Origin of the sequence: Pseudomonas sp. P9_35 (assembly GCF_034008205.1) — a bacterium.
GTDB classification, from domain to species: domain Bacteria; phylum Pseudomonadota; class Gammaproteobacteria; order Pseudomonadales; family Pseudomonadaceae; genus Aquipseudomonas; species Aquipseudomonas kilonensis.
Genome location: NZ_CP125373.1, coordinates 1690327 through 1710367 on the forward strand (window position 1 = coordinate 1690327; position 20041 = coordinate 1710367).

Below are 20041 nucleotides of genomic sequence, written 5' to 3' on the forward strand. Positions count from 1 at the left end.
CAGGGGCTCAACTGGTCAGGGGCGAGGCTTGGGTTTGCCGTGTTTGGCGCGCAATGGGTCGAGCAGGTCCGACAGCCCGTTGTGATCGATTTCCTGCATCAGTGCCAGCAAACCACCCAGTTCACCGTGAGGAAAACCCTCGCGGGCGAACCAGTTCAGGTATTGACCGGGCAGGTCAGCCAGGATTCGACCCTTGTATTTGCCGAACGGCATTTGACGCGTGATGAGCAATTCGAGCTTTTCCGGGTTCATGGCAATCGTCTGATTCAAATCTACCTCGAAAATACAGGCATTCTGCATGCAGGCCAAATGACAGATCATGCAAATAACGCGGATACAGTTTTCTTGTTTTTTATTAACTAATTGATTTTAAAGAAAATTAACTGGGTTATTTGACTGGCATGGCCGATGCAACGTCCCTTGCAGGTTTTTTATTCACCAAGCAAAGGAACTGAAAAATGACTGACATCAACAAAGAATCCATCTCCGTCTTGAACGACCTGATCGAGACCAGCAAAGATGGCCAGGAAGGCTTCAAGACCTGCGCTGAAGACATCAAGCACCCACAACTCAAGGCGCTGTTCGTTCAACGTGCTGCGGATTGCGCGACCGCCGCGGCTGAACTGCAAGCGGCGGTTCGCTCCCTGGGCGGCGATCCGGAAACCTCCACCAGCGTCGCTGGTGACCTGCACCGTCGTTGGGTGGACGTGAAATCCATGTTCACCGGCAAGGGTGAAGAAGCGGTGCTCAACGAAGCCGAGCGTGGCGAAGACCATGCGCTCAAGGCCTACAAGGAAGCGCTCGAGAAAATCACCAAGCACAACCTGGTCGGTATACGTGACCTGGTTGAGCGTCAGTACCACGGTGTGCAACGCAACCATGACCAGGTCAAGGCTCTGCGTAACCAGGCGCGCGCCAGTTAACAACGCGTCCTGATCCAAGAAAACGCCAGCTTGCCTGGCGTTTTTTTGTGGCGACGACTCAGATTCAAGATGAACACTGTTGTGGTGATGCAGGTTGATGCCATTTCAACTCACTCAGCATCAAACAGAAAAAGTGTGTTGTTGAATTCATCAATAATCAGCTCTGGACTCGAATAGATAGCTAGCTAATAATTGCACCGCCGACCCCTTACATTGCATCTATTGTTACTGGCATCCCCCCAAAGAGTTTTTCGCGTGCCCATTACCTTCCAGGCCTTGTTTGCCCCCGACCGCCTCGCTTTGCAGTTCGCCATCAAGACGGTGCTTGGTGCCGGGTTGGCGTTGTGGCTGGCGCTGCGCTGGGGGCTGGAGCAGCCGTCATGGGCGCTGATGACCGCGATCATCGTCGCCCAGCCACTGTCCGGGATGGTGGTGCAGAAGGGGTTGGCGCGATTGGTCGGCACGCTGGTGGGCACCGTCATGTCGGTGGTGTTCATGGGCCTGTTTGCCCAGGCGCCCTGGTTGTTCCTGCTGGCCTTGGCGCTCTGGCTGGGGTTGTGCACAGCCTGTTCGACGCTGCTGCGCAGTGCCTGGTCGTATTCGTTCGTGCTGGCCGGTTACACGGTGGCGATCATTGCCTTGCCGGCCATTTCCCATCCGCTGGCTGTGTTCGACCAGGCGGTGGCGCGCTGCACCGAGATCAGCCTGGGCATTGTCTGCGCCACGGCGGCCAGTGCCTTGCTCTGGCCGTTGCGGGTCGAGCGGCAACTGGCCGGTCAGGCCCTCGCTGCCTGGCAGAGCGGCATGCAGGCCGCCCGTGCGACCCTGGCTGGCGATGTCCAGGCGCGAAAAGGGCTGCTGGAAATCCTGGGCCGGATCGTCGCGGTGGATGCCCAGCGCGAACATGCCTGGTTCGAAGGCAGCCGTGGCCGACAGCGAGCCCGAGCCATCAGCGGCTTGAGCCAGAAATTGCTGATGTTGCTGCGCCTTTCGCGCTCGGTGCGGCGGCAGTGGAAACAGCTCGACCCCGAGGAGGCCGAGGCCCTCCAACCGTGGATGAACGAGGTACAGCAGGCCCTCGATGCCGACAGTGCGACCTTGCAGGCCTTACGCCCCCGGGTGTGGGATGCGTCTCACGACCCGCAGATCAGCTCGGCGCAAAGTTACTGCCTGGCGCGATTTGCCCTGTTGCTCGATACCGCCCTGGCCGCCTGCGCTGCCTTGACGGCGGTGCAAGAGGGCAGGGAGGCGGCGGATCCACCGCGAACCCTGGCGCCTCATCGTGATCTGTCCCTGGCCATGGTCTTTGGTGCTCGCAGCGCCCTGGCGTTCCTGGCGGTGGCCTGTTTCTGGCTGGCGACTGCCTGGCCCGCCGCTTCGGGCGCGCTGGTACTGACGTGCGTGGTGTGCAGCCTGTTTGCCAGTCGCGAAAACGGCGCGCAGATCGGCATGAGTTTTCTACGGGGCATTTTTTTGGCCGTGCCGACGGCGTTCGTGATCGGCGAGCTCTTACTCCCGCAATGGAGCAGTTTTGCGATGCTCTGCATGGCCATGGGCGTGCCCTTGTTTTTCGGCGCGCTGGGCATGGCCAAGCCGCAGATCTTCGCCACGGCGACGTCGTTCTGCCTGCATTTCGTGGTGTTGATTTCACCGCTCAATGCCATGAAGTACGACGTCGCGGCGTTCTTCAACAACGCCCAGGCCATGATGATCGGCGTGGGCGCGGCGGTGCTGGCCTTCAATCTGCTGATTTTGCGCAACCCGGCCTGGCACAGCCGCCGCCTGCTGGCCGCGACCCTCCACGATCTGGTGCGCCTGACCCATCGCAGCCTGCGTGGCGCCGAGAGCTGGTTCGGCGGGCGCATGGCCGACCGGCTGTTGCAACTGGCGCGGCATTACCCTGAATTGCCGGTGCAGGCGCGCAGCCGCTGGGATGATGGTTTGCTTGGCCTGGATATTGGCGATGAACTGCTGCATTTGCGCCTGAGCCTGGCCGTCGCCCAAGTGCCTGAGACCCGGGCGCAGCGCCGTTATTTCGAAGCGCTGGAGCAGGTGCTCGAACACGGCCCGAGCGGTGACCAGGCCGATGCGCTGGCCCCGGCAAGCGCCGAGTTCCTGAAGGTGTTGTCGAGCCAGCCGCCCGGTGACGCATTGAAGCTGGCCCAGGGCGCGGTGGTGCAATTGCAAAACAGCTGGCGCGCCTGGTGCCACCAGCACGAACCTGAACGACGGGAGCACAGCCATGGGCTTGCGTGAGTGGTCGATTGGCGGGGTGTTGCTCAGCCCGTTCCTGATTTATGTGGTGCTGGCGTTGCTGGTGACCGGCGCGTTGCGCCTGTTGCTCAGCCTGGTGCCGGCCGGGCGCTGGATCTGGCATGAAGCCTTGTTCGACTGCGCCCTGTATGTCTGTGTCCTGACCGTTATTACCGTGGTCCTCGGGCCGCTATAGGAGTTGAACATGCGTACATCCGTACGTGTCGCCGTCACGCTGTGCATGGTGGCCGTGGCGATCTTCGCCGGGTTTCACTTGTGGCAGTACTACATGCTCACACCCTGGACCCGCGATGCGCGGATTCGCGCCGACGTGGTGGTGATTGCACCCGACGTGTCAGGGTGGGTGCGCGAGCTCAAGGCGGTGGATAACCAGCAGGTCAAGGCCGGCGATGTGTTGCTGAGTATCGACCGTGAGCGTTTCGAGGCGGCGGTGGAGAAGGCTCGGGCGGTGGTGCAGACGCGCCAGCAGCAACTGAGCCTGCGCGAACACGAAGCCAGCCGCCGCGCCGCCCTCGGGCCCCAAGCCATCAGCGCCGAACTGCGGGAAAACGCCCAGATCAACGCCGGTATCGCCCGAGGTGAACTGCGCGAAGCCCAGGCCGAGGCCAAGGTCGCCGAACTGAACCTGGCGCGCAGCCAGGTCCTGGCCCCACGCAATGGCCATATCACCAACCTGCGCCTGGCCGAAGGCAACTACGTGAATGCCGGGCAGCCGGTGATGGCACTGATCGACGACTCGACGTTCTATGTGCAGGCCTATTTCGAAGAAACCAAGTTGCCGAGGATTCGCGTAGGCGATCCGGTCAAGATCTGGCTGATGAGCGCCGGCCATGCGCTGGAGGGCCATGTCGAGAGCATCAGCCGTGGCATTACCGACCGCAACACCAACCCCGATGCACAGTTGCTGGCGGAGGTCGAGCCGACCTTCAACTGGGTGCGCCTGGCCCAGCGGATACCGGTGCGGATCAAGTTGGACAAGGTGCCGGAGGGGGTGAACCTGAGCGCCGGGATGACGGCGAGCGTGCAGGTGCGCGAAGACCAGCCATAAATGTGGGAGCAAGGCTTGCCCGCGATGAAGATAACTCGGTCTCTCAGGGAACCGAGGCGCCTGCATCGCGAGCAAGCTTTGCTCCCACATTTATGGCTCGCCACAAGTCACTCACCGTAGGCGCCTGTGAATCAACCTACAGTAATCGCCGGCAACGTCGGCAGAGTCACAGTCTGCTGCTTGCGCGGTGCGAGGATTTCGGCCTCGCCGTCCACCACCAGCTCGTCGCGCTGGTTGAACACACGCGTGGCGATGCGCACACGGAATTTCGGCAGTTTTTCCAGGATCTCCAGGCGCACGGTCAGGGTGTCGCCGATTTTCACCGGTTTCTGGAAGCTCATCTGCTGGCCGATGTAGATAGTGCCCGGCCCAGGCAACTCGCAGGCTACCGCCGCGCTGATCAGCGCACCGCTGAACATGCCATGGGCGATGCGCTCCTTGAACATGCTCGCGGCGGCGAACTCGGCGTCCAGGTGCACCGGGTTGTGATCGCCCGACATCGCGGCGAACAGCTGGATGTCACGCTCTTCGACGGTCTTGCTGTAGCTGGCGGTCTGGCCGATTTCGAGGGCTTCGTAAGGGGTGTTGGTAACCTGGGTCATCTGTTTCAAATCCTGTGAAGGAGTAAAGGAAAAACGCTGCAAGCCTACTCGCTGCGTGGTGGCCGCTTGTGGCTCAGGGCCTGGGCAATCCAGGCCAGCACGTCGGCGGTCACTTCATCGCGGTTGGCTTCATTGAACAGTTCGTGCCGGGCCTGCGGGTAAATCGTCAATTGCAGGTGTCGGATGCCGGCGTCACGCAAGGCGTCGGCCAGATCCTTCAGACGCTTGCCTTCGCTCACCGGATCACATTCGCCACCGATCACCAGCAGGGGCAGGCCCGGATCGATCTGGGCGAGATTGGACGCTTTGCTGATTTGCTGCAAGCCACCGAGCAGATCGACCCACAGTTGATTGGTGCAGCGAAAGCCGCACAGCGGGTCGTGGACGTACTTGTCGACTTCGGCCGGGTCGCGGCTGAGCCAGTCGAAGGGGGTACGCGTGGGTTTGAATGTCTTGTTGAAACTGCCGAACGACAGCCACTCGATCAACGCGCTGCGCCCCGTGGCACCCTGGCGCCAGCGTTCGAAGCGGGCGATCAGGCGAGCGCTGCGGTAGAGCGTCACCGGCTGGAAGTTCGAGCCGCTGAGAATCGCCCCGTGCAGGCTGGCGCTGTGATGCAACAGGTAACCCTGGGCGATGTAGCTGCCCATGCTGTGGCCCAGCAGCAGGATGGGGGTCTCGGGATATTGCTGGACGATGTGGTGGTTGAGGCTGGCCAGGTCACCCACGACCTTGGCCCAGCCGTCCTCGTCGGCAAAATGGCCGAGAATCGCTTCCTCGCCGGTCTTGCCATGGCCGCGCAGGTCCACGGCGCAGACACCGTAGCCTTCGTCGCACAATACCTGGGCCAGGCGGGCGTAGCGGCCGCTGTGTTCAGCCATGCCGTGAGCCAGCATGATCATCGCCAAAGGGGCGGTTTCGGGCAGCCACTGGTTGACGAACAGGCGGCTATGGTCAGTCGCGGTCAGCCAGAACGTTTGGTGGATCATGGCGATTCCTTTTGTGCAGCGTCGCTGCATTGTATAGCGCATCCTTTGCGTCTCGCCTGATCAGGCCACACCTAGGCAGGAAGATTCACACAATCTATGACGCAGGTTGCCATATTTGCCTGATTGGCCATAGCTGCTAGTGTCCCAGGAGCTCCGCCTCTGCAAGCGATACAGAGGCGGCCCGGACATGCTCAGGTAAAGAGGACAAAAACAATGCAGCCTGATTTCTGGAATGACAAACGCCCGGCCGGCGTGCCCCTGGATGTTGACCTTGGGGCCTACAAGTCGGTGATCGAGGTGTTCGAACGTTCCTGTAAGAAATTTGCCGACCGTCCGGCGTTCAGCAACATGGGGGTGACCCTCACCTATGCCGAGCTGGAGCGCTACAGCGCGGCGTTCGCCGGCTATCTGCAAGCCCATACCGACCTGGCGCCGGGTGATCGAATCGCGGTGCAGATGCCTAACATCCTGCAGTATCCGATCGCCGTGTTCGGTGCCTTGCGCGCCGGGCTGGTCGTGGTCAATACCAACCCGTTGTACACCGCGCGGGAAATGCGTCATCAGTTCAAGGACTCCGGTGCCCGGGCGCTGGTGTACCTGAATATGTTCGGACAGAAAGTCCAGGAGGTGTTGCCCGATACGGACCTGCAGTACCTGATCGAAGCGAAGATGGGCGACCTGATGCCCACCGCCAAGGGCTGGCTGGTCAACACGATGGTGAGCAAGGTCAAGAAAATGGTCCCGGCCTATTCGCTGCCCCAGGCCATTTCCTTCAAGAGCGCCTTGCGCCTGGGACGCGGCCAGGGCATCAAGCCGCTGAAAGTCAGCCTCGACGATATTGCGGTATTGCAATACACCGGCGGCACCACCGGGTTGGCGAAGGGCGCGATGCTGACCCACGGCAACCTGGTGGCCAACATGCAACAGGCCCGGGCCTGCCTGGGGCAGCTCGGCGATGACGGCCATCCACTGTTGCGCGAGGGCCAGGAGGTCATGATCGCACCGCTGCCGCTTTACCATATCTATGCATTCACGGCGAACTGCATGTGCATGATGGTGACCGGCAACCACAACGTGCTGATCACCAATCCGCGGGACATCGGTGGTTTCATCAAGGAACTGAAGAACTGGCGTTTCTCGCTGCTGCTGGGGCTCAACACGTTGTTTGTGGCACTGATGGACCATCCGGATTTCAAGACCCTGGATTTTTCCAACCTCAAGGTCACCAACTCGGGTGGCACGGCGCTGATCAAGGCTACTGCCGAACGTTGGGAGCAGATCACCGGGTGCGGTATCACCGAAGGTTATGGCCTGACCGAAACCTCGCCAGTGGCCAGTGCCAATCCTTACGGCGGCAAGTCTCGGTTGGGTACGGTGGGGATGCCGGTGCCGGGCACGCTGATGAAAGTGATCAACGACGATGGCGTCGAGCAGCCCCTGGGCGAGCGTGGCGAGCTGTGTATCAAGGGCCCGCAGATCATGAAAGGCTACTGGAACAAGCCTGAGGCCACGGCCGAAGTGCTGGACCACGAGGGCTGGTTCAAGTCCGGCGACATCGCGGTGATCGACCCGGACGGTTTCGTGCGCATCGTCGACCGCAAGAAGGACATGATCATCGTCTCGGGCTTCAATGTGTACCCCAACGAGATCGAAGACGTGGTGATGGCCCATCCCAAGGTGGCCAACTGCGCGGTGATCGGCGTGCCGGACGAACGTTCGGGGGAAGCTGTGAAGCTGTTCGTGGTGGCGCGCGAAACCGGCGTCAGCCTTGAAGAACTCAAGGCCTACTGCAAGGAGAACTTCACCGGCTACAAGATTCCCAAGCACATCGTGCTGCGGGAGTCGTTGCCAATGACCCCGGTGGGCAAGATTCTGCGGCGGGAGCTGCGCGATATCGCCTGAGGTCCGCCGGGGTATCTGTCCTGACGAAAACCTGTGGGAGCACAGCTTGCTCGCGATAGCGGTGGAACAGCCTCATTTGTATTGGCTGACATACCTCCATCGCGAGCAAGCTGTGCTCCCACAGTTGTTTGATTCAGAGAGATTTAATAGGGCGTAGGTTTTTTACTCTAAAAATGACCATAAAATGTTCATGAGTCATGTTTGTGACTGTGGTGGCTGCTTTTGGCTCTAGTCGGCCCCTGGCAAAGCTGCTACTCTCGGCGCGCTTTTGTGACTTCTCGGCCTTGATTCAAGCCAGATTCACCAATAAACACCAATAATAATCGCATCAAATGCGGTGAGAATTCGCGTTGCTGAGGAGTGGGCTTCCATGATTGAAGACTTTTGGAAGGATAAGTACCCAGCTGGGATTGCTGCCGACATCAATCCAGACGAGTATCCGAATATTCAGGCGGTGTTGAAGCAGTCCTGCCAACGCTTTGCCAACAAGCCGGCATTCAGCAACCTCGGCAAGACGATCACCTACGGTGAACTCTACGAGTTGTCCGGTGCCTTTGCCGCGTACCTGCAACAGCATACCGATTTACAGCCCGGCGATCGAATCGCTGTGCAGTTGCCCAACGTTCTCCAGTACCCGGTGGCCGTGTTCGGTGCGATCCGCGCCGGGCTGATCGTGGTCAACACCAACCCGCTGTACACCGCGCGGGAAATGGAACACCAGTTCAACGACTCCGGGGCCAAGGCGCTGGTGTGCCTGGCGAACATGGCGCACCTGGCCGAGACCGTCGTACCCAAGACGAGCGTCAAGCACGTCATCGTCACCGAAGTCGCCGACCTGCTGCCGCCGCTCAAGCGCCTGTTGATCAACAGCGTGATCAAGTACGTCAAGAAGATGGTCCCGGCCTATCACATGCCCAAGGCCGTCAAGTTCAACGACGTGCTGAACAAAGGTCACGGCCAACCCGTGAGCGAAGCCAACCCCGCCAGCGACGATGTCGCCGTGCTGCAATACACCGGCGGTACCACCGGCGTTGCCAAGGGCGCGATGCTCACCCACCGCAACCTGGTGGCGAACATGTTGCAGTGCAAGGCGCTGATGGGCTCCAACCTCAATGAAGGTTGCGAGATTCTGATCACGCCGCTGCCGCTGTACCACATCTATGCCTTCACCTTTCATTGCATGGCGATGATGCTGATCGGCAACCACAACATCCTGATCAGCAACCCGCGTGACCTGCCGGCGATGGTCAAGGAGCTGTCGAAGTGGAAGTTCAGCGGTTTCGTTGGCCTTAATACGCTGTTCGTGGCCCTGTGCAACAACGAAGCCTTCCGCAAGCTGGATTTCTCGGCCCTGAAAGTCACCCTGTCTGGCGGCATGGCCCTGCAACTGGCAGCAGCCGAGCGCTGGAAAGCGGTGACCGGCTGCCCGATCTGCGAAGGCTACGGCATGACCGAAACCAGCCCGGTGGCTACCGTCAACCCGATCCAGAACATCCAGGTCGGTACCATCGGCATTCCGGTGCCGTCGACGCTGTGCAAGGTGATCAATGACGCGGGTGTCGAACAGCCATTGGGCGAAATTGGCGAATTGTGTGTGAAAGGTCCGCAGGTCATGAAGGGCTACTGGCAGCGCCAGGACGCCACCGACGAGATCCTCGACAGCGAAGGTTGGCTCAAGACCGGTGACATTGCGCTGATCCAGCCGGACGGCTACATGCGCATCGTCGATCGCAAGAAAGACATGATCCTGATTTCCGGTTTCAACGTGTACCCCAACGAACTGGAAGACGTGCTGGCAACCCTGCCGGGCGTGCTGCAATGCGCGGCCATCGGTATTCCGGACGAGAAGTCTGGCGAGGCGATCAAGATCTTCATCGTCGCACGACCGGGTGTCACGTTGACCAAGGAACAGGTGATGGAACACATGCGTGCCAACGTCACCGGCTACAAGGTGCCCAGGGCCGTGGAGTTCCGTGATGCCTTGCCGACCACCAACGTGGGCAAGATCCTGCGGCGCGAGTTGCGGGATGAAGAGCTCAGGAAGCTGGGTTTGAAGAAGTAAGCCCATTGCCAATGAAGAGCCCCGCTGATGCGGTGATGCTCTTCACTTAAAGAAACGGCGCTTTTCCGAGGAGGGAAAGCGCCGTTTTCTTTTGGGCTGGATTGGGGGCATATCCTTTGCTGCGGTCACGGCGGCTTAGGGTTCCGCTCTTACAGCGGGTCACTTTTGAGAAGCGCAAAAGTAACCAAAACGCTTCTGCCCCACCACTCGGTGCCTCGCTTAGGCTCGGCATGCCTGAACGAAGGCATTGCTCCGTGGGCCGCCGCGAAGGGCCATCCATGGCCCAGCGCGGCTACCTCGGCATCCATGCCGAGGTGCCCACTGCGCAATACCTTCGTTCAGCCATCGTGGTTAACGGGGCGCCCGAGATCAACGTCCACCGCGAGGCGGCCTTATAGCCGACCTGGTTCAGGGTGATCGCGTTTCTCCTGTGGGAGCGGGCTTGCTCGCGAAGGTGGTGTGTCAGTTTGCGGTGATGTTGGATGTGCCGGCGTCATCGCGAGCAAGCTGAACTGGCCTAATAATTCCGGACACCTCTTAAGGGCGATATGATTTCGCCAATTTGGAGGTTCCATGAAAGAAAGAAGAGTCTTTTCCCGCGAGTTCAAACATCGTGCGGCCAGCATGGTGATTGATGACAACTGTTCAGTACAGGAAGTCTGCGCGTCGCTGGACATCAGTGCTACCGCGTTACGACGGTGGGTGGACCAGGTTCGCAAGGAACAAAAAGGTCAGCCAGTTCAAGGCACCAAGGCCATTACTGAGGATCAACGGCAGATTCAGGATCTGAAAGCCAAGATCAAACGCATGGAAATGGAAGCCGAAATCTTAAAAAGGCTACCGCTCTCTTGATGTCGGATCCCGATCGTTTTCGATGATCGCGGAGCTAAGAGAGTCATTCCCGACCGCCATCCTGTGTCGCGTTTTCGATGTGAAGCGCAGCAGCTTTTACGAATGGCTACAGCGGCTCTCGCGGCCTAAGATCGAGCGCGAAGAACTCAAGGGGAAGGTGGTTGAACTGCACAGCGAAAGCCGGGAAGCCATGGGGTCCAGAACGATCAGCAAGCATCTGAAGGCCCAAAACATAGCGGTCGGCAGAAGCCTTGTTAGAACACTGATGAGGGAAGCCAACATTGTCAGTAAACAACGCCAGCCTCACCCATTCAGGTCCAAAGGAGTTGAAGCATTTGTCGCACCCAATCTGCTCAAGCGTAATTTCAAGCCGACCGTGGTCAATCAGGTCTGGTGTGGCGACGTTACAAGCTTGATGGTGGGTAAACGCTGGGTTCATCTGGCCATCGTTATCGACTTGTTTGCTCGCCGGGTCATTGGTTGGGCATTTTCGCTGGTCAATGACGCCAACCTGGTCAGCAAGGCGTTACGCATGGCGATAGAGCTTCGAACATGCCCACCTGGATTGATGTTTCATTCGGATCAGGGCTGTCAGTACACCAGCCGCAAGTTTCAAGAAGAGTTGATGCGCAATGGCATTTTGCAAAGCATGAGTCATCGCGGGCAGTGCTGGGACAATGCTCCAACAGAACGTTTTTTCGGCACCCTGAAGTCAGAATGGGTCCCTCGCAACGGTTACAGCACGAGCGAGGAAGCACAAACCGATATGGTGCGCTTCTTCATGTACTACAACCGCACCAGGCTCCACAGCTACAACGACTACCTATCGCCAATAGCCATGGAGCAAAAAGCAGCATAAACACCGTAACTGGTGTCCGGATTTACTTGACCAGTTCAAGCTCGCTCCCACAGGTTTTGCGGTGTGTATGGGTTTTCTGTCTGCTGAAGATCCAATGTGGGAGCGAGCTTGCTCGCGATAGCGGTGGTGCAACCACATGGATACTGGACATGCACCGCTCTTGCTTTGCTTTTGATCTTGATCTGAACGCCCCGTTAAACCACGCTGGCCGAACGCAGGCATTGGGCAGTGGGCATCCCGGCATGGATGCCGGGATAGCCGCGCTGGGCCATGGATGGCCCTTCGCGGCGGCCCACGGAGCAATGCTGGAGTGAGGGCATGCCGAGCCTGAGCGAGGCACCGAGTGGTGGGGCAAAGCGTTTTTGGTTACTTTTGGCGCTCTTCCAAAAGTGAGCCGCTGTAAGAGCGGAACCGCCAGCAGCCGTTACCGCAGCAACGGATATACACACCAAAACAACTAGACACCGAAGAGAGCTCTATTGTCCTGGAAAATCGCATTACAACCTGAACTGCGCAAAATCCAGATTGGTACCACCCGGCCGCATGTCCTGAAGATAGGAATCCTTGTCAGCGCTCAGTTCCAGACTCAAGGCTGCCTTGCGTTTACCCAGGTTGCGCACTTCCAGGCCTTCCATTTTCTCGCGCAGGAACACGGTCGGCACCTTCAGGTGCAGCAGCTCATCGGTGGCCGGCGTGTGCAGCAGCAGGTGGATCCATTCGTACTGACCAATAGCCAGGCGACCCACCGGGATATCGAACCAGAAGATGTTGCGGTTACGGTTCAATTCGCTGAAGTGGCAGTTGTTGACGCCCAGTACGGCGCCGCCCAGATCCTGGTTTCTGCGGGCGATGGCCTGCTTTTTATCGAGTTTCATAACGTTCCTACGGGGTTGGAGCTTCAGGCCGTAGCCTGAATACGTGGGGGCATTCTCGGTGGTTGCCGGGCAAACATAAAGCCCCGCCTGTAGGAACAATGAAACTTGGTTCGACAATCGCCGGTCAATTCAGCGTCGGACATGAAAGACGAAATTGATCCAACGTCGCCAAACAGGCTACTTTGTTGTGATAACGGCCCCTGAGTCGCCAAGCGACCCCCTTTTTTTTGCGGCGAAAGGAGACGCACATGATGTTCCCGGCCTTGAAAGGCTTACCCTTGCATCGTGTGATGATGCGCACCGTGACCGAGTTTCTCGACGACGAGATGTCGACCTACGCCTCGGCATTGGCCTACCAAATGCTGTTTTCGCTGTTTCCATTCATTCTCTTTTTGATCGCGTTGATCGGCTTCCTGCACCTGCCGGACTTCTTCTCCTGGCTGCGCCTGCAATCGGAGCTAGTGCTGCCGCCCCAGGCCCTGGAGCAGGTCAACCCGGTGATCGACCAGCTCCAGCAATCCAAGGGCGGATTGTTGTCGGTAGGTATCGTCATTGCGTTGTGGACTGCCTCGGCAGGCGTGCGGCTGATGATGAGCGCGATGAACGCCGCCTACGATGTGGTGGAAGGTCGCCCGGCCTGGAAGCGTTTTCCGCTGTCGATCTTCTACACCGTCGGCATCGCCGGCATGTTGCTGGCCGCTGCGGCATTGATGGTGCTCGGGCCACAGGTGATGGGCTGGATTGCGGCCCAGGTTGGCTTGGAGGAGTTCATTGTCACGCTCTGGACGATCGTGCGCTGGCCGGTGATCGTGATCTTGCTGATGGTGGCCGTGGCGCTGATCTATTACGTGATGCCCGACGTCAAGCAGGAGTTTCGCTTCATCACGCCGGGGTCGGTGCTGGCAGTGGTGGTGTGGATCATTGCCTCCCTGGGCTTTGCGTTTTACGTCAAGACCTTTGCCAACTACAACGCCATGTATGGCAGCATCGGTGCGATCATCGTGTTGTTGCTGTATTTCTACATTTCTGCGGCGGTGCTGTTGCTCGGTGCGGAGATGAATGCGGTGATCGAGCACATGTCCACCGAGGGCAAGAACCCGGGCGAAAAGAGCGCGGGCGAGCACGAAAAGCAGCATGTGTCGGGCCTGGGCCGCGACCATTCCATCCCTCATCCCCACCCTGACGAAGCCCGACCATGATCCGTGACATCCTGAAAATGGGCGACGACCGCCTGCTGCGCATTGCCCCGCCGGTGCCTGCCGAAATGTTCGACAGCCCAGCGTTGTGGCAATTGATCGACGACATGTTCCAGACCATGGAAAGCGTCGGCGGCGTCGGCCTGGCGGCGCCACAGATCGGCGTGGACCTGCAACTGGTGATCTTCGGCTTCGAGCACAGCGAGCGTTACCCCGACGCCGAGGCGGTGCCCCAGACCATCCTGATCAACCCGCTGATCACCCCACTGGGTCCGCAGATGGAAGAGGGTTTCGAAGGTTGCCTGTCAGTGCCGGGCCTGCGCGGGGCGGTCGAGCGCTACCAGGACATCCGCTACGAAGGCTTCGATCCCAAGGGCGAGCCGATCGTGCGTTACGCATCGGGCTTTCATGCGCGGGTGGTGCAGCATGAATGCGATCACCTGATCGGGCGCTTGTACCCGTCGCGCATCAGTGATTTCAGCAAGTTCGGGTTTACCGAGGTGATGTTCCCGGACCTGGACCCCACGGCCGACGACTAACTCATAACCGACACAACCCCTTGTGGGAGCGAGCTTGCTCGCGATAGCGGTGTGTCAGCCACCATTGATGCAACTGACCTGACGCCATCGCGAGCAAGCTAGCTCCCACAGTGGGCGGTGTTGATCTTCAGGGTTTTGCAGGCGCAAGCCCCATCGCAATCATCGGCTTGCTACGCGCATACCGGCTCAGGCGCTCAGCCATCGCATAGGGCAGTTCGGGGTCGAAGCTGAAACCCCGTCGCTCATAAAAACCGCGCAAGTCCGGGTGGCAGAACAGCCATACCGGCTCATTCACGCCGTTCACCGCTTCGGCGATCAACCGTGCGGCGATGCCTTGTACGCGGTACGCCGGGTCGACGAACAGCCCTGTCAACCAATGCCCGCCCGACACCGGCCGCAGGCACAGGGCGGCGACGATTTCATCGCGCCGCGCCACCCAAAGCTGCGCGTCACGTACCGCTTTCATCGAGGATTGGTGGGCGCGATAGAACTTGTTCATCAGCGGCCAAAGCGATGCTTCGAGCGCTGCGTAATGGATTTCGGACATGACAGGGTCGTGGGCGATAAGGGGAGGGCGATTATAAAAGAACGCAGGTGCGGCGATAGGTGTATACCTGACTTCACATCCCGTATGAGTGGAGTACGTATCATGTCCAAAGGCATGGATTCAAAAAAAGCGGCAAAGAAAAAACCGGCGAAAACTGCCGATGAAAAGCGCGCCGACAAAAAAACCAAGAAGGTGAACCTGTTCGGTCATTGAGCCGATACTGCCTCGGTTGGCCTCAGGTTTGAGCTGGGGCGCTAACCCCAGCTCAAACGCTGCGCCATGTGCCGAGGCTCAAAGCGAGGCGAGAAACCTGTCCGTGGCCGAGGCTTTGTCGTCGGTGCGGCTCTGCTGGGCCTTTTCCACTTGTGCCATCGCCGACTTGTCCTGCATGCGCTGGGCAATCTCCTGGCTGACCGCCATCTGCTTCTGAGGTGGCATCGCCTCGAACTCTTCCTCGGTAATGCCCATCTCTTCGAGAATGCTGTCGCGCAGGCGCTCTTCGGGCGTCTTGCTCATGTAGTCCTTGAAATCTGCCGTCGCAGAACCTCCAAGCGTCGTGGTTTCTTCGGGCGCTGGTGAAGCTTGTGGGCAGGAACGCGGCGAGGGCGGCCAACCCTTGCCGGCGGACGGCATGGATCGACCGTATTGGCGTGCGACGGGCAGGCTCAGGTGCTTTCGCGGACCTTGAGCTCAAAGCCCATGTCCACTACCGGCTGCGCGATGCGGTTGCCGGCCATTAACGTCAGCATTTGCTCGGCGGCGCGGCGGCCGATGGCTTCCCGTGGGGTGCTGATGCTGCTCAGGCGCGGCACAGTGTGGGCCGAGGCGGGCAGGTCGTTGAAGCCCAGCACCGAAACTTGCTCGGGAATCTTGATGCCGCAGCGAAGGGCCTCGAACAAGGCACCGTGTGCCAGGTCGTCGTTGCCGAAAAAGATCGCATCGACGTCCGGGTGGCTGTCCAGCAACTGCAGGAACAACTCGCCGCCCAGGCCTACCGATGACGGGCGTGGGGTCAGCAGTTCCAGGTCCGGGTCATACAGGCCGGCTTTCTGCAGGGCGCGGCGAAAACCTTCGCCACGCAGCAGGGTGCGTTGGTCCAGTTGCGCGCCGATGTAGGCCAGGCGCTTGCGGCCTTTGGAAATCAGGTGCTCAGCCGCCGTTTCGCCGGCCTTGAGCTGGGAAAAGCCGACGCAGTTGAGCCCGGCGCCCGGGTCCAGCTCCATCATGTACACGCAGGGAATGTTGCTGGCCTCGATCATGCGTCGGGCGCTTTCGGTGCGGTCGAAACCGGTCAGCAGCAAACCACGCGGCTGATAGGCCATGTAGTTGCGCAGCAGGTCTTCTTCTTCGTCCCGGGAGTAGTGATAGTTGCCGATCACCACTTCGAAACCCTTGGGTCGCAGCACCCGATGAATGGCTTCCAGGGTGTCGATGAACAACAAGTTGGACAACGACGGCACCAGCACCACCACCGAATGGCTCTGGGCCGAAGCCAGGGCGCGGGCGGCGGGGTTGACGACGTAGTTGAGCTCCACGGCGGCCTGGCGGACTTTTTCCACCAGGTCGACGGCTACGGTGCTGACGCCGCGCAGGGCACGGGAGGCGGTGATGGGGCTGACACCGGCCAGGCGTGCGACTTCATTGAGCGTGGGGCGACCGGTGGTGCGAGTATTCTTATCGTTTTTAGGGACGGTCATCAGGGCGGCTTGCCAAACAAAAATCAAGGCACTAAGGTAGCGCTGTCTCGACGCGGCTGCAATTGCGTAAGTGGGGTTTGCCTGATCTCCTGTGTGCTGGTGTCGTGAACGAACATGCTGCAACCACAAAAATGACAAGAAGGCGTCGGCAACTTCTGCTTTTGCTGCGGTGTCATAACTGGCAAAGGTAGCGCTGTCTGCGCGCTGAGGTGTTACATGAATAATCCCATCACCGCCCTGGTCATCATGGGCGTTGCCGGTTGCGGCAAAACTTGCGTCAGCCAGGCGCTATGCGAGCTGAGCGGCGCCACTGCCATCGAAGGCGACACTTTCCACCCTGCGGCCAACATCCAGAAGATGAGCGCCGGTATTCCCTTGAACGACGACGACCGTGCCGGCTGGCTCGACAGCCTGTGCGATGAGTTGCGCCGTGTCGACGCCACGGGCGAACGCCCGGTGCTGACCTGCTCGGCCCTCAAGCACAGTTATCGCGAGCGTCTGCGCAGTGCCTTGCCTGGCCTGGGCTTCGTATTCCTTGAATTGACCCCCGAAGTGGCCGCCGACCGCGTTTCCCATCGTCCCGGCCATTTCATGCCGTCGACCCTGATCGACAGCCAGTTTGCCACCCTGCAATCCCCTGTCGGCGAGCCCCTGACCCTGGCTCTGGATGCGTCCAGCCACAGCGTTGAAGAGTTGGCGCATCAGGCTTACGCCTGGTGGTTGGACCATGGTTTGAAGCTTGCCGGCTGAGTTTCAAAAAGTTTGCGTCAGAAAGATAGCGCTACCCCGACGGCTAACCAATAACTGCTTCAATAACAACAACAAATCAGGAGACACCTCCCATGTTCGGCATGTCCCACGAGACGTTCCTGCTGCTTGATGCAGTGGTCACGGTGATCGGACTCATCATCCTCATCACCAAGTTCAAATTCCACCCGTTCATTGCACTGACCATCGCCGCCGCGTTCCTCGGCCTGACGTCGGGCATGCCGACCGGCACCATCATCAAGGCGTTCCAGGACGGCTTCGGTGGCGTGCTGGGCTTTGTCGGCATCATCCTGGCGCTGGGCACGATGCTCGGCAAAATGATGGCCGAGTCGGGCGGGGCCGACCAGATCGCCCAGACCCTGATCCGCGCCTTCGGCAAGGACAAGGTGCAGTGGGCCATGATGTTCGCCGCGTTCCTGGTGGGCATCCCGCTGTTCTTCGAAATCGGCTTCGTGCTGCTGATCCCGCTGGTGTTCATCGTCGCGCGCCGCACCGGCGTGTCGATCATCAAGATCGGTATCCCGCTGTTGGCCGGTCTTTCCGCGGTCCACGGCCTGGTGCCGCCACATCCGGGGCCGCTGCTGGCGATTGGCGTATTTGGCGCCGACATCGGCAAGACCATTCTCTATGGCCTGATCGTAGCGCTGCCGACGGCCATTATTGCCGGGCCGATCTTCGGTACGTTCATTGCCAAGCACATCCCCGGCCATCCGAACCAGGAGCTGGTGGACCAACTGGCCCGTGAGACGGACTCCGCCGAACTGCCAAGCTTCAGCATCACCCTGATCACCGTGCTGTCGCCGGTATTCCTGATGCTGCTCAAGACCTTCGCTGACGTGGCGCTGCCCGATGGCAACCTCTTCCGCGCCTGGATGGACATGATCGGCCACCCGATCTCCGCGTTGCTGCTGGCGCTGCTGCTGTCGCTGTACACCTTCGGCTACAAGCAGGGCATCGGTTCCAGCCAGATGCTCAAATGGCTGGACGCCAGCCTTGCACCGACCGCCGCGATCATCCTGATCATTGGTGCCGGTGGTGGCTTCAAGCAGATGCTGGTGACCAGTGGCGTGGGCGATGTGATCGGTCACATGGCGGTGAGTGCGCAGATCTCGCCGATTCTGTTGGCGTGGCTGGTGGCTGCGGTGATCCGCATTGCCACAGGCTCGGCGACGGTGGCGACCATTACCGGTGCCGGGATCGTGGTGCCGGTGGTGGGGATGATGCCGGGTGTGAACCGTGAGCTGCTGGTGCTGGCGACCGGTGCCGGTTCGTTGATCCTGTCCCACGTCAACGACGCAGGCTTCTGGCTGGTCAAGCAGTACTTCAACATGACCGTTGCTGAAACCTTCAAGACCTGGACCGCGATGGAAACCATCCTGTCCGTGGTGGGGTTGATCTTTATCCTGCTGCTGTCGCTGGTGGTCTGAACCTGTGGGAGCGAGCTTGCTCGCGATGGCGGACTGACAGTCGACTCTTTCGCTGACTGTTATGCCGCTATCGCGAGCAAGCTCGCTCCCACAGTGGTTTCTGGTGATCAGCAGAGCCAGGGTGGGAGCAAACTCCCACCGTTGGTCTTGAGTCAGGCGCCAGGTTTGTTTATCAACCCATCCGCCCGGAACATCCCGCGGATCCCGCGCACGGCCTGACGAATCCGGTCCTGGTTTTCGATCAGCGCGAAGCGCACGTGATCATCCCCATATTCCCCGAACCCCACCCCCGGCGAGACGCAGACCTTGGCTTCGGCCAACAGCTTCTTGGCAAACTCCAGTGAGCCCAGGTGGGCATAGGCTTCGGGAATCTTGGCCCAGACGTACATCGACGCCTTGGGGTTTTCCACCATCCAGCCCAGTTCATGCAGGCCCTTGACCAGTACGTTGCGGCGCTGGCGGTACTGCTCGGCGATGTCGCGCACGCATTGCTGGTCGCCTTCAAGGGCGGCGATGGCGGCCACTTGCAGCGGGGTGAAGGTGCCGTAGTCGTGGTAGCTCTTGATCCGTGCCAGGGCGTTGACCAGTTCCGGGTTACCCACCATGAAACCGATGCGCCAGCCGGCCATGTTGTAGCTCTTGGACAGGGTGAAGAACTCCACAGCGATGTCTTTCGCGCCGGGCACCTGCATGATCGACGGGGCTTTCCAGCCGTCGTAGACGATGTCGGCGTAGGCCAGGTCGTGGATCACCAGGACGTCGTACTGCTTGGCCAGGGCGATGACCCGTTCGAAGAAATCCAGCTCCACGCACTGGGCGGTGGGGTTGGAGGGGAAGCCGAGGATCATCATCTTCGGCTTGGGAATCGAGCCGCGGATGGCCCGCTCCAGTTCAGCGAAGAAATCCACCCCAGGCACCAGCGGCACCGAACGCACCTGGGCGCCGGCGATCACCGCACCGTAGATGTGGATCGGATAGCTGGGGTTGGGCACCAGCACCGTGTCGCCCTGGTCCAGGGTTGCCAGCATCAGGTGGGCCAGGCCTTCCTTGGAACCGATGGTGACGATGGCTTCGGTTTCCGGGTCGATGTCCACCTCATAGCGGTCCTTGTACCAGCGCGAAATGGCGCGGCGCAGGCGCGGGATGCCTTTGGAGGTGGAATAGCCGTGGGTGTCTTCCCGCTGGGCGACGGTGACCAGCTTTTCCACGATGTGCGGGGGCGTGGCGCCGTCGGGGTTACCCATGCTCAAGTCGATGATATCTTCGCCGCGCCGACGCGCAGCCATCTTCAGCTCGGCAGTGATATTGAATACGTAAGGGGGGAGTCGATCGATGCGCGCAAAGCGGCGCGGCGAACCTTGTTCGGCCATTGTTGCCTCGAGATACGTGAGCGCCCGGAACCGTCCGAGCGACGTTGGCCACTGCGGTGGCCTGCGGCGCAAGATAATCGGGCGGATGTGGGATTGTCCAGTAGCCGCGCG

At 60.0% G+C, this 20041-nt stretch carries 22 protein-coding genes; 13 read left to right on the top strand and 9 right to left on the bottom strand.

Annotated features, from left to right (window positions below; translation table 11 throughout):
- Positions 1–15: 15 nt before the first annotated feature.
- Positions 16–252 carry a DUF3820 family protein gene (locus QMK47_RS07465; protein WP_014336924.1) on the bottom strand — a complete coding sequence of 79 codons (237 nt, stop codon included), beginning with the start codon at positions 250–252 and terminating at the stop codon, positions 16–18.
- A 206-nt stretch (positions 253–458) separates the two neighbouring features.
- Here QMK47_RS07465 and QMK47_RS07470 point away from each other — a divergent pair, with 206 nt between their 5' ends.
- The 4 genes from QMK47_RS07470 (at position 459) to QMK47_RS07485 (ending at position 4245) form a co-directional block, all read left to right on the top strand.
- On the top strand, positions 459–923 hold the full coding sequence (locus QMK47_RS07470) for a ferritin-like domain-containing protein (RefSeq protein WP_253472083.1): 465 nt from the start codon (positions 459–461) through the stop codon (positions 921–923).
- A 255-nt stretch (positions 924–1178) separates the two neighbouring features.
- Positions 1179–3179 (top strand): FUSC family protein, encoded by a 2001-nt coding sequence (locus tag QMK47_RS07475; RefSeq protein WP_320390012.1) that lies wholly within the window; start codon positions 1179–1181, stop codon positions 3177–3179.
- The gene (locus QMK47_RS07480) at positions 3166–3372 is read left to right on the top strand and encodes a DUF1656 domain-containing protein (RefSeq protein WP_003198565.1); all 207 of its coding nucleotides are present in this window, start codon (positions 3166–3168) and stop codon (positions 3370–3372) included. The genes QMK47_RS07475 and QMK47_RS07480 overlap by 14 nt, the downstream gene beginning before the upstream one ends.
- Positions 3373–3381: 9 nt before the next feature.
- The gene (locus QMK47_RS07485; protein WP_253472087.1) at positions 3382–4245 is read left to right on the top strand and encodes an HlyD family secretion protein; all 864 of its coding nucleotides are present in this window, start codon (positions 3382–3384) and stop codon (positions 4243–4245) included.
- A gap of 131 nt (positions 4246–4376) precedes the next feature.
- On the opposite strand, the gene QMK47_RS07490 is transcribed toward QMK47_RS07485, so the two are convergent.
- Both QMK47_RS07490 and QMK47_RS07495 read right to left on the bottom strand, forming a co-directional pair.
- Positions 4377–4847 carry a MaoC family dehydratase gene (locus QMK47_RS07490; RefSeq protein WP_014336929.1) on the bottom strand — a complete coding sequence of 157 codons (471 nt, stop codon included), beginning with the start codon at positions 4845–4847 and terminating at the stop codon, positions 4377–4379.
- Positions 4848–4891: 44 nt separating this feature from the next.
- Positions 4892–5836 carry an alpha/beta hydrolase gene (locus QMK47_RS07495; protein WP_253472089.1) on the bottom strand — a complete coding sequence of 315 codons (945 nt, stop codon included), beginning with the start codon at positions 5834–5836 and terminating at the stop codon, positions 4892–4894.
- 213 nt (positions 5837–6049) lie between these two features.
- Between QMK47_RS07495 and fadD2 the strand changes: the two genes are divergently transcribed.
- From fadD2 to QMK47_RS07520, 5 genes are all read left to right on the top strand, one after another.
- Positions 6050–7738 (top strand): long-chain-fatty-acid--CoA ligase FadD2, encoded by a 1689-nt coding sequence (gene fadD2 / locus QMK47_RS07500; RefSeq protein WP_253472091.1) that lies wholly within the window; start codon positions 6050–6052, stop codon positions 7736–7738.
- A 370-nt stretch (positions 7739–8108) separates the two neighbouring features.
- Positions 8109–9800, top strand: a complete 1692-nt coding sequence (gene fadD1, locus QMK47_RS07505; RefSeq protein WP_253472093.1) for a long-chain-fatty-acid--CoA ligase FadD1 — start codon at positions 8109–8111, stop codon at positions 9798–9800.
- A gap of 230 nt (positions 9801–10030) precedes the next feature.
- On the top strand, positions 10031–10198 hold the full coding sequence (locus QMK47_RS07510; RefSeq protein WP_320390572.1) for a hypothetical protein: 168 nt from the start codon (positions 10031–10033) through the stop codon (positions 10196–10198).
- Between the two features lie 175 nt (positions 10199–10373).
- Positions 10374–10652: a transposase gene (locus tag QMK47_RS07515; RefSeq protein WP_320389780.1), complete on the top strand. Its 279-nt coding sequence runs from the start codon at positions 10374–10376 to the stop codon at positions 10650–10652.
- A gap of 22 nt (positions 10653–10674) precedes the next feature.
- Positions 10675–11511 carry an IS3 family transposase gene (locus QMK47_RS07520; RefSeq protein WP_253470111.1) on the top strand — a complete coding sequence of 279 codons (837 nt, stop codon included), beginning with the start codon at positions 10675–10677 and terminating at the stop codon, positions 11509–11511.
- A 194-nt stretch (positions 11512–11705) separates the two neighbouring features.
- Here the strand turns inward: QMK47_RS07520 and QMK47_RS07525 are convergent, their stop codons facing one another.
- Positions 11706–11831: a hypothetical protein gene (locus QMK47_RS07525; RefSeq protein ID WP_320390573.1), complete on the bottom strand. Its 126-nt coding sequence runs from the start codon at positions 11829–11831 to the stop codon at positions 11706–11708.
- A 177-nt stretch (positions 11832–12008) separates the two neighbouring features.
- Complete coding sequence (locus tag QMK47_RS07530; protein ID WP_320390013.1) at positions 12009–12386, bottom strand: hypothetical protein; 378 nt, start codon at positions 12384–12386, stop codon at positions 12009–12011.
- Between the two features lie 248 nt (positions 12387–12634).
- Between QMK47_RS07530 and QMK47_RS07535 the strand changes: the two genes are divergently transcribed.
- Together QMK47_RS07535 and def are read left to right on the top strand one after the other, a co-directional pair.
- On the top strand, positions 12635–13585 hold the full coding sequence (locus tag QMK47_RS07535; protein ID WP_018610993.1) for a YihY/virulence factor BrkB family protein: 951 nt from the start codon (positions 12635–12637) through the stop codon (positions 13583–13585).
- Complete coding sequence (gene def, locus QMK47_RS07540) at positions 13582–14121, top strand: peptide deformylase (RefSeq protein ID WP_258690501.1); 540 nt, start codon at positions 13582–13584, stop codon at positions 14119–14121. Before QMK47_RS07535 ends, def begins: the two co-directional genes overlap by 4 nt.
- Positions 14122–14248: 127 nt before the next feature.
- Here the strand turns inward: def and QMK47_RS07545 are convergent, their stop codons facing one another.
- The 3 genes from QMK47_RS07545 to QMK47_RS07555 form a co-directional block, all read right to left on the bottom strand.
- Positions 14249–14668: a GNAT family N-acetyltransferase gene (locus tag QMK47_RS07545; RefSeq protein WP_253472097.1), complete on the bottom strand. Its 420-nt coding sequence runs from the start codon at positions 14666–14668 to the stop codon at positions 14249–14251.
- A 291-nt stretch (positions 14669–14959) separates the two neighbouring features.
- Complete coding sequence (locus tag QMK47_RS07550) at positions 14960–15184, bottom strand: hypothetical protein (protein WP_408980837.1); 225 nt, start codon at positions 15182–15184, stop codon at positions 14960–14962.
- Between the two features lie 149 nt (positions 15185–15333).
- A complete protein-coding gene (locus QMK47_RS07555) occupies positions 15334–16365 on the bottom strand; it encodes a LacI family DNA-binding transcriptional regulator (RefSeq protein WP_258690503.1) in 1032 nt (343 codons plus the stop codon).
- 216 nt (positions 16366–16581) lie between these two features.
- On the opposite strand from QMK47_RS07555, the gene QMK47_RS07560 reads away from it, so the two are divergent.
- Both QMK47_RS07560 and QMK47_RS07565 read left to right on the top strand, forming a co-directional pair.
- Positions 16582–17115, top strand: a complete 534-nt coding sequence (locus tag QMK47_RS07560; protein WP_258690504.1) for a gluconokinase — start codon at positions 16582–16584, stop codon at positions 17113–17115.
- 92 nt (positions 17116–17207) lie between these two features.
- Positions 17208–18560 carry a GntP family permease gene (locus tag QMK47_RS07565; RefSeq protein WP_253472099.1) on the top strand — a complete coding sequence of 451 codons (1353 nt, stop codon included), beginning with the start codon at positions 17208–17210 and terminating at the stop codon, positions 18558–18560.
- Between the two features lie 152 nt (positions 18561–18712).
- Here the strand turns inward: QMK47_RS07565 and alaC are convergent, their stop codons facing one another.
- Complete coding sequence (alaC, locus tag QMK47_RS07570) at positions 18713–19930, bottom strand: alanine transaminase (protein WP_003198594.1); 1218 nt, start codon at positions 19928–19930, stop codon at positions 18713–18715.
- Positions 19931–20041: the final 111 nt, after the last annotated feature.